At 61.0% G+C, this 11,999-nt stretch carries 11 protein-coding genes; 2 read left to right on the forward strand and 9 right to left on the reverse strand.

Annotated features, from left to right (window positions below; all coding sequences use genetic code 11):
* Positions 1 to 10 precede the first annotated feature (10 nt).
* From GTP46_RS21215 to pyrG, 7 genes are all read right to left on the reverse strand, one after another.
* Positions 11 to 928: a L,D-transpeptidase family protein gene (locus tag GTP46_RS21215; protein ID WP_229259043.1), complete on the reverse strand. Its 918-nt coding sequence runs from the start codon at positions 926 to 928 to the stop codon at positions 11 to 13.
* A gap of 40 nt (positions 929 to 968) precedes the next feature.
* Complete coding sequence (locus tag GTP46_RS21220; RefSeq protein WP_161008614.1) at positions 969 to 1,352, reverse strand: VOC family protein; 384 nt, start codon at positions 1,350 to 1,352, stop codon at positions 969 to 971.
* A 3-nt stretch (positions 1,353 to 1,355) separates the two neighbouring features.
* Complete coding sequence (locus tag GTP46_RS21225) at positions 1,356 to 2,153, reverse strand: transporter substrate-binding domain-containing protein (RefSeq protein WP_161008615.1); 798 nt, start codon at positions 2,151 to 2,153, stop codon at positions 1,356 to 1,358.
* 8 nt (positions 2,154 to 2,161) lie between these two features.
* On the reverse strand, positions 2,162 to 2,491 hold the full coding sequence (gene ftsB / locus GTP46_RS21230; protein WP_161008616.1) for a cell division protein FtsB: 330 nt from the start codon (positions 2,489 to 2,491) through the stop codon (positions 2,162 to 2,164).
* Positions 2,492 to 2,533: 42 nt separating this feature from the next.
* Complete coding sequence (gene eno / locus GTP46_RS21235; protein ID WP_161008617.1) at positions 2,534 to 3,817, reverse strand: phosphopyruvate hydratase; 1,284 nt, start codon at positions 3,815 to 3,817, stop codon at positions 2,534 to 2,536.
* Positions 3,818 to 3,936: 119 nt separating this feature from the next.
* A complete protein-coding gene (kdsA, locus tag GTP46_RS21240) occupies positions 3,937 to 4,791 on the reverse strand; it encodes a 3-deoxy-8-phosphooctulonate synthase (RefSeq protein WP_161008618.1) in 855 nt (284 codons plus the stop codon).
* The gene (gene pyrG / locus GTP46_RS21245; protein WP_161008619.1) at positions 4,788 to 6,449 is read right to left on the reverse strand and encodes a CTP synthase; all 1,662 of its coding nucleotides are present in this window, start codon (positions 6,447 to 6,449) and stop codon (positions 4,788 to 4,790) included. The genes kdsA and pyrG overlap by 4 nt, the downstream gene beginning before the upstream one ends.
* A 144-nt stretch (positions 6,450 to 6,593) precedes the next feature.
* Between pyrG and GTP46_RS21250 the strand changes: the two genes are divergently transcribed.
* Complete coding sequence (locus tag GTP46_RS21250) at positions 6,594 to 7,019, forward strand: PRC-barrel domain-containing protein (RefSeq protein ID WP_161008620.1); 426 nt, start codon at positions 6,594 to 6,596, stop codon at positions 7,017 to 7,019.
* On the opposite strand, the gene GTP46_RS21255 is transcribed toward GTP46_RS21250, so the two are convergent.
* Together GTP46_RS21255 and GTP46_RS21260 are read right to left on the reverse strand one after the other, a co-directional pair.
* Complete coding sequence (locus GTP46_RS21255) at positions 7,016 to 10,180, reverse strand: error-prone DNA polymerase (protein ID WP_161008621.1); 3,165 nt, start codon at positions 10,178 to 10,180, stop codon at positions 7,016 to 7,018. The two genes, GTP46_RS21250 and GTP46_RS21255, sit on opposite strands and share 4 nt — an antisense overlap.
* Before the next feature lie 45 nt (positions 10,181 to 10,225).
* Positions 10,226 to 11,020, reverse strand: coding sequence for an alpha/beta fold hydrolase (locus GTP46_RS21260; protein WP_161008622.1), 795 nt, complete (start codon positions 11,018 to 11,020; stop codon positions 10,226 to 10,228).
* Between the two features lie 95 nt (positions 11,021 to 11,115).
* Here GTP46_RS21260 and GTP46_RS21265 point away from each other — a divergent pair, with 95 nt between their 5' ends.
* Positions 11,116 to 11,904 (forward strand): PhzF family phenazine biosynthesis protein, encoded by a 789-nt coding sequence (locus GTP46_RS21265; RefSeq protein WP_161008623.1) that lies wholly within the window; start codon positions 11,116 to 11,118, stop codon positions 11,902 to 11,904.
* Positions 11,905 to 11,999 lie beyond the last annotated feature (95 nt).

Here is an 11,999-nt window from a genome sequence, read left to right on the forward strand (position 1 = left end):
TCTAGCGCAGCTAGGATTGCATTAGTACGGTAGCGCCGCGCGCGATGGAACGGACCACTTGCATCACGTCCCAGTTGGTCAAGCGCACGCAGCCGTGCGACTGCGTTTTGCCGATCTTGCCCGGTTCCGGCGTGCCGTGGATACCGTAGTGCTCGATGGTCAGGTCGATCCACGCCAAGCCCACTGGATTATTGGGACCAGCAGCGATGCGGGCCTTGGTGTCGCCGGCCTTGGCGTCCCAGAACAGTTTCGGGTTGTAGCGGTATTCAGGATTGGTGGCGACGCCGCGCACTTGCCAGCGGCCTTCCGGCAGCGGGTCGTGCTTGCTGCCGGTGCTGGCCGGGAATTGCGCGAACGGCGTGCCGCTGGCGTCGAGCAAGGTCAGCGTACCCTCTTTCGCATCGACCAGCACCGAGGCCGCTTTTGGCAGCGGCTTGATGATGGCCACATTCGGCACCAGCAATTGTTCGCCGGCGCGCTTCATCGTCTTGCCGGGATTCAGGCGGCGCAGCAGCTCGGGGCTGCAATGGAAGCGCTCACCGAGCGCTTCCAGCAAGTTGGCATAACCAAGCGTGGCCAGTTTGGATTTGCCCGCCATGTCGGCAGGTATTTTGGTGTACGGTCCGGCGATATCTTGCGCCGTCAGCGTGTAGACCTCCAGCACTGGCGCTTGATCGCTATCCAGCTCTTTCCAGGTGGCGGCGTCCAGCGTGCCGGTGACGCGTAACTGGCGCAGCTTCTGGAAGCCGCGTATCGCCTGCCGCATATTGCTGCCGCTGGCTGCGTCCATCTCACCGGGAGAGAAATGTGCACGGTCCAGCAGCACTTGCGCACGCAGCAGTTTGGTATCGGCAGCGGACAGCGTAGGGTCAGCCGAAGCCGCAGCAAGGCCTGCGGCCAGCATCAGAACAGGAAATAAAGCGTTCAAACCAGACTCGGACAATCAAACACGGAGCCGCATTCTATCCTTAACCGTTGATTTGCTGCGCGACTTCCCAACTGTGTCCGGCGGGGTCGACAAAGTTCGCGGTGCGCATGCCCCATGGGCGATCCAGCGGCCCTTGCAGCAAGGTCACGCCGCGCTGTTTGAGCTGGGCACAGACCGCATCCACATCCGGCACCCAGATGCTGATCTGGAAGCGCGAACCAGCTTCGCGCGAGGCCACCGGACCCGGCGCCACAATCTCCGGCGCGTGCGCCACCTGCAGCAGATTGATCAGCAGATTATCGAATTTGACGACGGCCGAGTTGGCGTCTTCATACACCACCGGCACCTCAAACACCTCGACATAAAATGCCTTCGCCGCAGGCAGGTCTTCGACAAACAAGCTGATGGCGCTGAGGTGTTTCATGGTCTAGTCCTTGCGGTAGCGTTGCATGACGTAGCCGAGGCGGGTGCGGTTCTTGTCCAGCCAGGTCCACAGCGCTTCGCTTTGCTGCGGATGGGCACGGTAGAAGCTGTCATTAAAGGCCAGCCAGACGCGGATATTCAGCAGCGGCTGTTGCAGCTGCACGATCTCACCCTTGTACTTGTCCAGCGTCTCCTTGAGGTGGGCCGGCGCCACTGCCGCCACCACCACGCCATCGACACGGCCCAGCCGCAGCTTTTCGATATTCCGGTCGAGGTCGCGGCCGCCATCATCCAAGGTCAGGCCGATCTCGCGCAAGCGCGGGGCATAGCCATTACCTTGCGGGATGCCGAGCGTCTTGCCTTTGAAGTACAGCACGGGATTGGTGCTGGCCGGCAGCTTGTCCTTGGCGCGCACCAGCACCAGCACTTTGTTGTGCAGCGCGCGTTCGAGGTCGATATTGCCGGCCTTGTCTTTCGGGAGTGCGATCTCGGCCGGATAGTAGCTCTGCTCACTCAGCGGTGCGAGGTCGATGTCGCCATTGGTCAGCGCTACTTTCAGGCGCGCCACCGGCAGCCGCACCCAGATCGGTGTACAGCCAAAGCCGGAGCCAAGCACTGCATCATGGATCAAGTCCACCGCCGCACCAGGCGGATCGGGCACTTTCTCGCCTTCGCCCAGCCAGTACGGCGGACGGTTCTGGTCCATATAGCCGACGCGGATGGGAATGCACTGCCCGGCGGGCTGTGCAGCACCGGCAGTGGCCGCAGCCAACATCAGCAATATGCCAGCGCGCAGCCTCATGGGAATTCTCAGTGTTCGGAAGGTTCTGCTGGCTTGGGCGCCAACGGTGCAAGAGCAGCAGCTTGGCCCTTGCCGACGATTTGCACAAAAATCTCGTTTTGCTTGATCATGCTGAGCTCGTAGCGAGCCCGCTCTTCGACCGCGCCGGTGCCGTCCTTGAGGTCGCGCACTTCGGAGTCGAGTTTGGCATTACGGGCGATCAGCTCCGCATTCTTCTGGTGCGCCGCGTCGACCTGCGCTTCAAAATCCTTCACGCGCAGCCAGCCGCCCTTCCCCAGCCACAGCGGGTACTGGATCAGCAGCAGCAAGAAAGCCAGTGCGAGGGTAATCAGGCGCATAACATCAGATGCGGCCGGATTGCTCCGGCCGCGCTTACTTAATTACTTCAGATTATAGAACGCATCGCGGCCTGGGTAGGACGCGATTTCGCCCAGATCTTCTTCGATACGCAGCAGCTGGTTGTACTTGGCCATGCGGTCCGAACGCGACATCGAGCCGGTCTTGATCTGCAGGGCGTTGGTACCAACGGCGATATCAGCGATGGTCGAATCTTCGGTTTCGCCCGAACGGTGCGAGATCACGGCGGTGTAGCCGGCGCGCTTGGCCATTTCGATCGCAGCGAAGGTTTCGGTCAGGGTGCCGATCTGGTTGATCTTGATCAGGATCGAGTTGGCGATACCTTTCTGGATGCCTTCTTTCAGGATCTTGGTGTTGGTGACATACAGGTCGTCGCCCACCAGCTGGACTTTCTGGCCCAGTTCCTTGGTCAGGATGGCCCAGCCGTCCCAGTCGCCTTCGTGCATCGCGTCTTCGATCGAGATGATCGGGTACTTGTCGCACCAGGTCGCCAGCAAATTCGTAAATTCAGTTGCGCTCAGCGACAGGCCTTCGCCTTCCAGTTCGTACTTGCCGTCTTTGTAGAATTCCGACGCAGCGCAGTCCAGGCCGATAGCGATCTGGGTGCCTGGCTCGTAGCCGGCTTGTTCGATTGCTTCGATGATCAGCTTGATCGCTTCTTCGTGGTTCGCCAGCGAAGGAGCAAAGCCGCCTTCATCGCCGACGGCGGTGTTCAGGCCCTTCTTGTGCAGGATCTTTTTCAGGGTGTGGAATACTTCCGCGCCGTAGCGTACGGCTTCCTTGAACGACGGCGCACCAACTGGAATGATCATGAATTCCTGGATGTCCAGGTTGTTGTCGGCGTGCGCGCCACCGTTGATCACGTTCATCATCGGTACTGGCAGCTGCATCGCGCCCGAACCGCCGAAGTAGCGGTACAGCGGCAGGCCGGCTTCTTCAGCAGCGGCTTTGGCGACCGCCATCGATACCGCCAGCATGGCGTTGGCGCCCAGGCGAGCCTTGTTTTCGGTGCCGTCCAGGTCGATCAGAGTGCGGTCCAGGAAAGCTTGTTCATTGGCGTCCAGGCCCATGATGGCTTCCGAGATTTCGGTGTTGATGTTTTCGCAGGCTTTCAGTACGCCCTTGCCGAAGTAACGCTTAGGATCGCCATCACGCAGTTCAATCGCTTCGCGCGAACCGGTCGATGCACCCGACGGTACGGCGGCACGGCCCATCACACCGGATTCCAGCAGCACGTCGCATTCGACGGTTGGATTGCCGCGCGAATCGATTACTTCACGGCCGATAATATCAACGATAGCACTCATGTCATTCTCCAAAGTTAGGCGATACGGAGTCGCGCCGCGTCTTTACGCGCGTTGCGAACAAGCAGAATTGTACCCGGTGCGTGAAAGATTGCTAAATTTTCCACACCGGGCAAGTTGATTTAGTTAAAGCTGTTCTCCAGGAAGCCAGCTTTTTTGGTGATGCGGTCCAACTCGATCAGAACGGACAGCAAATCCTTCATTTTGCCCAGCGGGACGGCGTTAGGGCCGTCCGACAGTGCTTCTGCAGGATTAGGATGGGTTTCCATGAACAGGCCGTCGACGCCGACCGCTACCGCTGCACGCGACAGCACCGGCACCATTTCGCGCATGCCGCCCGAGGAAGTGCCATTACCGCCTGGCAGCTGTACCGAGTGGGTAGCATCGAACACGACCGGTGCGCCGGTTTCGCGCATGATAGCCAGCGAGCGCATGTCGGACACCAGGTTGTTGTAGCCGAACGAGGCGCCGCGTTCGCAGGCCATGAAGTTGTCTTCTGGCAGACCGGCTTCCTTGGCGGCAGCGCGGGCTTTGTCGATGACGTTCTTCATGTCATGCGGAGCCAGGAACTGGCCCTTCTTGATGTTGACCGGCAGGCCGGACTGCGCGCAGGCGATGATGAAATCGGTCTGGCGGCACAGGAAGGCCGGGGTCTGCAGTACGTCCACCACTTTCGAAGCCACTTCAATGTCTTCGATCGAGTGCACGTCGGTCAGCACCGGCACGTTCAGCTCGCGCTTGACGGCGGCCAGGATCTCCAGGCCCTGCTCGCGGCCAGGACCGCGGTAGGATTTGCCCGAAGAACGGTTGGCCTTGTCGAACGAGGCCTTGAAGATGAACGGGATGCCCAGCTCAGTGGTGATGTCCTTCAGCGTGCCGGCGGTGTCGAACGCCATCTGGCGCGATTCAACCACACAGTTACCGGAGATCAGGAAGAACGGTTGGTCCAGGCCGACGTCGAATCCGCACAGTTTCATGCCACTTCTCCTTGCAGCCCGCCAGCAGCCTTGTGGGCCAGCGCCGCCTTGATGTAAGACGTGAACAGCGGGTGGCCGTCACGCGGGGTCGATTTGAATTCTGGGTGGTACTGCACGCCCATGTACCATGGGTGCGAATTGTCGCCGGTACGCGGCAGTTCCATGATTTCGCACAGGTCTTCAGTTGGGGTGCGCGCCGCCACCACCAGGCCAGCCGCTTCGACGCGTGGCAGGTAGTGGTTGTTGGCTTCGTAACGGTGGCGGTGACGCTCGGTCACCACTGCGCCGTAGATTTCCGATGCCAGCGTGCCCGGCTTGATGGCGCAGGTTTGCGCGCCCAGGCGCATGGTGCCGCCCAGATCGGAGTTCTCGTCACGTTTTTCAACCTTGCCGTCCTGGCCTTGCCATTCGTCGATCAGGGCGACCACTGGCTGCGGGGTACCCAGGTCGAACTCGGTCGAGTTGGCGCCGGTCAGGCCAGCCTTGTGGCGGGCGTATTCGATCAGTGCCACTTGCATGCCGAGGCAGATGCCCAGGTAAGGGATCTTGTTTTCACGGGCGAATTGCGCTGCCAGGATTTTGCCTTCCACGCCGCGCTTGCCGAAGCCGCCCGGTACCAGGATGGCGTCGTACTTGGCCAGCGAGGCACAGCCGGTGGTTTCGATTTCTTCCGAATCGATGTACTCGATGTTGACTTTCGACTCGGTGTGGATGCCGGCGTGACGCAGCGCTTCGGTCAGCGATTTGTACGACTCGGTCAGTTCCACGTACTTGCCGACCATGCCGATCGAGACTTCTGCCTTCGGATGTTCTTGCGCGTAGATCAGCTTGCTCCAGACCGACAGGTCGGCTGGGGCCGGGTTGATGTCCAGCGCTTCGCAGATGATCGCGTCCAGGCCTTGGTCGTGCAGCATTTGCGGCACTTTGTAGATGGTGTCGACGTCCCACACCGAGATCACGGCCTGCTCTTCGATGTTCGAGAACAGCGAGATTTTGGCGCGCTCGTCGTCCGGGATCGGACGGTCGGCACGGCACAGCAGCGCGTTAGGCGAGATGCCGATTTCGCGCAGTTTCTGTACCGAGTGCTGGGTCGGCTTGGTCTTCAGTTCGCCGGCGGAGGCGATGTACGGCACCAGGGTCAGGTGCACGAAAGCGGCGTTCTTGCGGCCTGCGCGCAGGCTCAGCTGGCGAGCGGCTTCCAGGAACGGCAGCGATTCGATATCGCCCACGGTACCGCCGATTTCGCACAGGGCCACGTCGTAGCCTTCAGCGCCGCGACGGATGTAGTCCTGGATTTCGTTGGTGATGTGCGGGATGACCTGTACGGTCTTGCCCAGGTATTCGCCGCGGCGTTCCTTGCGGATCACCGATTCGTAGATCTGGCCGGTGGTGAAGTTGTTCACCTTCTTCATGCGGGTGCTGATGAAGCGCTCGTAGTGACCCAGGTCCAGGTCGGTTTCAGCGCCGTCATCGGTGACGAACACTTCGCCGTGCTGCATAGGGGACATGGTGCCCGGATCAACGTTGATGTACGGATCCAGCTTGAGCATGGTGACTTTGAGGCCGCGCGATTCGAGGATCGCAGCGAGAGAGGCAGCGGCGATCCCTTTACCCAGGGAAGACACGACGCCGCCAGTGACGAAGACAAATTTGGTCATTGCGGAAGGTGCCGAACGGCACATGCGGGAAATTGAAATTATATCCTAAAACGGCCAATTCTTCACCTTCCGTGTGCATCAGCGTACAGATCCGGCTTGCACAAAAGAACAAAATGACAACTCAATAATGAAAGGAGATTCGTCATGAGCTACGAAGATCGTGATCAATATGGCATGTATGTAGACAACGGCCACAAAGGCCCCGGACCTGAACTAATGGGGGCCGACACCGTGATTGGCGACCACGTCCACAACCTGAAAAACGAGCACCTCGGCGAGATCAAGGAGATCATGCTGGATATGCGTACCGGCAAAATCGCCTATGCGGTGATGGCCTCGGGCGGCGTGCTGGGCATCGGCGAGAAGCTGTTTGCCGTGCCGTGGGAAGCGCTAACGCTGGACACCATCAACAAGCGCTTCACGCTCAACCTCGACAAGGAGCGCATCGAGGCCGCGCCCGGCTTTGACAAGGACCATTGGCCAGACATGGCCAACCAGACCTGGGCCAGCCAGGTGCATGACTACTACAGCGCCGGCGCCAGCCTGCGCCGCGACCTTGGCTCACGCTAGCAGAAATCGCGGCTGATGGTCGGCAGCCGTCCCAGCAAATGGGACATGTCGACCAGCCGCTTGGCAACCAGGTGGCGCACCATGCCCTCTTGTTGCCACACGCCATACACCCCCAGCAGCGGCGCACTCAGCACCTCGCGCCGCTGCTGTTCCAGCAAGGCCGGCCAGATGATGACGTTGACGTTGCCGGTCTCATCCTCCAGTGTCATGAAGATCACCCCCTTGGCGGTGCCAGGACGCTGGCGCACCGTGACCATGCCGCAGGCGCGCGCCAGCATGTTGTTGGTGTAAGTGTTGAGCACCTCGGCCGGCATGAAGCGATGCTTCAACAGCGTCTCGCGCAGCAGCGCCAGCGGATGGCGGCCCAAGGTCAGACCGTGCGAGCGGTAGTCGCCGAGAATGTCCTCGCCTTCGGTCGGCGCGCGCAGAGTGGGCGCGGCTTCGTCCGGCATGGTCGGGCGCAGCAGGTCTTTGTCGGGCACGGCGCCGACGGCTTGCCACAGCGCTTGCCGCCGGTGCCCGGCCAACTGGTGCAGCGCGTTGCCGCCGGCCAGCACGTGCAGCGCATGGCGGTCAAGGTCAGCGCGCCGTGCGAGATCGGCCACGCTGGCGAATGGCCCCTTGCTGCGCGCTTGCTCGATGCGCAGCGCCGCCGGCTCGCCCATCCCTTTCAGCATATTCAGGCCCAGCCGCACTGCCGGTTGACCTCGCTGGCCGGCCGGCTCCTCCAGCGAGGTCTCCCAGCCGCTGACGGCGACGTCGATCTCGCGCACCACCACACCGTGCCGCTTGGCGTCCTGCACCAGCTGAGACGGGCTGTAGAAACCCATCGGCTGGCTATTCAGCAGCGCGCACAAAAATACCGCCGGCTCGTGGCACTTGATCCATGAACTTGAATAGGTCAGCAGGGCAAAGCTGGCCGAGTGCGATTCAGGGAAACCATATTCACCAAAGCCTTTGATCTGCTCGCAAATCGCCTTGGCAAAAGCAAGGGGATGGCCACGTGCCGTCATACCGTCGAGAATGCGCTGCTGGTACTTCTCAATGCCTCCCTTGCGCTTCCAGGCTGCCATGGCGCGCCGCAATTCATCGGCTTCGCCTTCAGTAAAGCCGGCCCCCATCATGGCAATCTGCATCACCTGCTCCTGGAAAATCGGCACGCCCAGCGTGCGTTCCAATGCTTTTTCCAGCCCGGGAGGACAATGTACCGCTTCCTTCTTCATGCGCCGTTGCAGGTATGGGTGCACCATCCCGCCCTGGATCGGTCCCGGCCGCACAATCGCCACCTGGATTACCAAGTCATAAAATTCCTTGGGCCGCAGACGTGGCAGCATGCTCATCTGCGCACGCGATTCGATCTGGAATACACCTATCGTATCGGCTTCGCACATCATCTCGTAAGTAGCGGTATCTTCGGGCGGGATCTCGTACAAACTCATTTTCTGTCCGCGATGCCGCTCCAGCAAATCGAGTGCGCGCCGCAAGGCCGACAGCATACCCAGCGCCAGCACATCCACCTTCATCAAGCCCAGTTCTTCCAGGTCATCCTTGTCCCACTGGATGACCTGGCGGCCCTCCATGGTGGCCGCCTCGATCGGCACTAGCCGCGTCAGCTTTTCGTGCGAGATCACAAAACCGCCGGGATGCTGCGACAAATGCCGTGGAAAACCCAGCAAGGAAAAGGCAAGCGCCGCCCACTGCTGCGCCAATTGCGATTCCGGATCAAGCCCGCACTCGGCCAGCCGTCCCACCAGATCATGGCGGCTATCGAACCAGCGCTGTGAAGTACAGACTTTTTCGACGATCGCCAGATCGATGCCCAGCGCTTTACCACTGTCGCGCAGAGCGCTCTTGGGACGATAGCTGATCACCACGGCGGCCAAGGCGGTGCGGTCGAGGCCGTACTTTTCGTAGATATACTGGATCACCTCTTCGCGCCGCTGGTGCTCAAAGTCCACGTCGATGTCCGGCGGTTCGTTGCGCTCTTTTGAAATAAAGCGCCCCATCAGCAGCGTGCCGCGCGCAGGATCGACGGCCGTTACGCCCAGCACGTAGCAAACCGCCGAATTGGCAGCCGAGCCACGGCCCTGGCACAGTATCCCTTGCGACCTTGCAAACCGGACGATGTCATACACGGTGAGGAAATAAGCCTCGTATTTCAGGTCGGCAATCAGCAGCAGCTCTGCCTCGATCTGGGTACGCACATTTTCAGGTTCGCCAGCGGGCCAGCGCTCCAGCAGGCCCTTCTCTACTTCTTGCCGCAGATAGCTGGCTGGCGTGTGGCCGGGCGGAATCAGCTCGTGCGGATATTCGTAGCGCAGCTGTTCGAGGTTGAACTCGCACAGCTCGGCGATGCGCAGCGTTTCAGCCAGCGCCGCCGGCGGATACAGGTTGGCCAGCTGCACGCGCGAGCGCAGGTGCTGTTCGGCGTTCTGCGCCAGCGCGTAGCCGCACTCGGCCACCGGCTTGCCGATGCGGATCGCCGTCATCGTATCCTGCATCGGCTTGCGCGAACGGACGTGCATGCAGACATGGCCGACCGCCACCACCGGCATCTGGTGCTGCGCCGCCACCTCGGCAATGCTGAGGCGATGCGCTTCGTCGAAAGAGCGCAGCAGCAGGTTCAGCCCCATCCACGCACGGCCAGGGAACGTGGCTTCCATCCACGCCGCCTGCGCGTGCAGCTGGTCCACATCCTGCGGGCGATGCGCAGGATAGTCCGGCAGCAGGATCAGCGAACAATCAGGCAAACCTTTGAGGTGCGCAAACGCGGGCGGCGGCGCGGCCAGGTCGGCTGGCGTCAGCAGGTAACTGCCCTTGGCCACGCGGTTGCGCGCAATCGTGATAATTTCGCAAAGATTGCCATACCCATCACGATTCCGCGCCAGCGCCACCAACGACAAGCCCGGCGTACCATCCGGATTGGTCAGCCGGAAGTAGCTACCGATGATGAGCGGGATCTTGCCCTTGGCCTTGGCGTGAGCGCGCACGACGCCGGCCAGTGAGCACTCGTCGGTAATCGCCAGCGCTGCATAATCCAGCTGCACCGCGCGCGCGACCAACTCCTCCGCATGCGAAGCGCCTTGCAGAAAAGAGAAGTTAGACAAGCAGAACAACTCGGCATAGGCCGGCAGTCCAGAAACGGGCAGTGGCGAGCTCATATTGAATACTGTGTTTTTATACAGTATTCTACACCACCCTGCGGTCTATTTGCGCTGCGCGGCGATGAGGTCGTTGATGGCTTGGACGATGACTTCCGGCGAGGCGGTTTGCATTTGGTGGTCCGAATCGACGATGACGGTTTTCGCCTGCGGGTACATGGCGCGCACCACAGCGATGGTTTGCGGGTCGCTGTTCACCACGCCGAAATCGACCGGTACGGCGGTCGCGCCTTTGGGCTGGTTGAGCAGGCGGATCATGGGCTTGTTGTCGATGCCGCCTTGCGCCAGCACTTGCTCGCCGGTTTCATAAATGCTGCCGATCTCCTTGCGCACGGTGCTGGAGAAAAACATCCAGGCACCGGCACGCGTCAGCAGCGGGAAGTCGTCTTGCTTCTTGATGATGCCCGGGTACAGCGCATCCACCAGCACGATGCCCGCCACCTCGTCCGGATGGCGCTTGGCAAACAGTTGCACGTACAGCCCGCCCAGCGAATGGCCGACCAGGATGTAAGGCGGCTTCATACCTTCATGCCGGAGGTTGCGTCGCAGTTCTTCGACTATGGTCAGGCCGTCGCGCGGCGCGGCGGTGTCGTCACTATCGCCATAGCCGGGACGGTTGTAGGCAAACACGGACGCCTGCGGCGCGACACCCTCAATCACCTTGCCCCACTTGTCGACCGTGGCGCGCGAGCCGTTTTCAAATACCACCGTGACCGTGGCCGACGGATTTTTCAAGGCCACACATTCGACCTTGCGGCCATCGATCAGCGTGGTGACGGCCAGAGCGGCCAGAGCCGGTGCGGCAGCCATCAGGCACAGCACGAAAACAGCATTACGCATTATGATGATCCCCTTTTTTGATGTGCAGGCATTCTTGCATTTGCTGCAATATGCGGCTGCAGGGATGCGATGAAGTGCAGATTCAGGGGAGCAGAATGCAGGAAACCATTGTGCAGGAATTGTTATGCTTTGGCATGGCGGCAGGTGGCGGCAATCCTGCCCTGGTGATCCAGCAGGACCACAGCAGCGCTGAACAGCGCCAGCTGTTTGCCAGGGACCAGCGCAAGCCCGCCTGCGTATTCATCGACTGCAGCGGCGATGGCGTCATCGTGCTGGACTACTTCTACCCGCACATGCGTAGCTCGCTGTGCCTGCACGCTACGCTGGCGGCGGCGCGGGTGCTGTTGTCGCCGCAACGGCCTGAGCTTCAGGTGCGCACTGCCATGCGCGGCCAGCCCTTGATGCTGATCCTGCAGGATGGCGAGGTGTTCATCCAGCTGACGCCGCAGGCGGTGCCGGAGGTCAGCATTCCGCCAGAGTTGCCGGGCCGCTTGCTGGCCGCGCCGGACATCGTGCTGGCTTCGCCGCCGGTGATCGCCTCGGTCGGCAGCCCCAAGCTGCTGCTGGAAGTGGCCGACAGCGCCACCCTGCAAGCCCTCACGCCCGACCTGCAGGCCATTGCCGACTGGGGCAAGCAGCACGGCGTCAGCGGCTGCTACGCCTGGTGCCGCCGCCAGGATGGTGCACTGGAAGGCCGCAACCTCAACCACCTCGACCAAGCCGCCGAAGACGGCGCCACCGGCGTGGCCGCCGGCGCCCTCACGGTCCACCTGCAAACCGGCATCTCGCTGTACCAAGGCGCCAACGTCGGCACGCCCTGCCTGCTGCGCACGCAACTGCGCGATGAAAGTATTTTAATTGGTGGAAAAACCGAGTTTGCGTAGCACTACGTAAGGGAAACACAGAGGTGAAGCATGCATACAACACAAAATAATGTTTGCATGTCAAATTGCTACAAAATCACCTGTATATATGACCA

It is taken from the genome of Duganella flavida (genome assembly GCF_009857445.1).
Classification (GTDB): domain Bacteria; phylum Pseudomonadota; class Gammaproteobacteria; order Burkholderiales; family Burkholderiaceae_D; genus Rugamonas; species Rugamonas flavida.

What these genes read in the sequence shown, in the direction of transcription:
- GTP46_RS21220 (WP_161008614.1), bottom strand. Translation starts at nt 1,352, where the DNA reads ATGAAACACCTCAGCGCCATCAGCTTGTTTGTCGAAGACCTGCCTGCG.
- GTP46_RS21225 (WP_161008615.1), bottom strand. Translation starts at nt 2,153, where the DNA reads ATGAGGCTGCGCGCTGGCATATTGCTGATGTTGGCTGCGGCCACTGCC.
- ftsB (WP_161008616.1), bottom strand. Translation starts at nt 2,491, where the DNA reads ATGCGCCTGATTACCCTCGCACTGGCTTTCTTGCTGCTGCTGATCCAG.
- eno (WP_161008617.1), bottom strand. Translation starts at nt 3,817, where the DNA reads ATGAGTGCTATCGTTGATATTATCGGCCGTGAAGTAATCGATTCGCGC.
- kdsA (WP_161008618.1), bottom strand. Translation starts at nt 4,791, where the DNA reads ATGAAACTGTGCGGATTCGACGTCGGCCTGGACCAACCGTTCTTCCTG.
- pyrG (WP_161008619.1), bottom strand. Translation starts at nt 6,449, where the DNA reads ATGACCAAATTTGTCTTCGTCACTGGCGGCGTCGTGTCTTCCCTGGGT.
- GTP46_RS21250 (WP_161008620.1), top strand. Translation starts at nt 6,594, where the DNA reads ATGAGCTACGAAGATCGTGATCAATATGGCATGTATGTAGACAACGGC.
- GTP46_RS21255 (WP_161008621.1), bottom strand. Translation starts at nt 10,180, where the DNA reads ATGAGCTCGCCACTGCCCGTTTCTGGACTGCCGGCCTATGCCGAGTTG.
- GTP46_RS21260 (WP_161008622.1), bottom strand. Translation starts at nt 11,020, where the DNA reads ATGCGTAATGCTGTTTTCGTGCTGTGCCTGATGGCTGCCGCACCGGCT.
- GTP46_RS21265 (WP_161008623.1), top strand. Translation starts at nt 11,116, where the DNA reads ATGCAGGAAACCATTGTGCAGGAATTGTTATGCTTTGGCATGGCGGCA.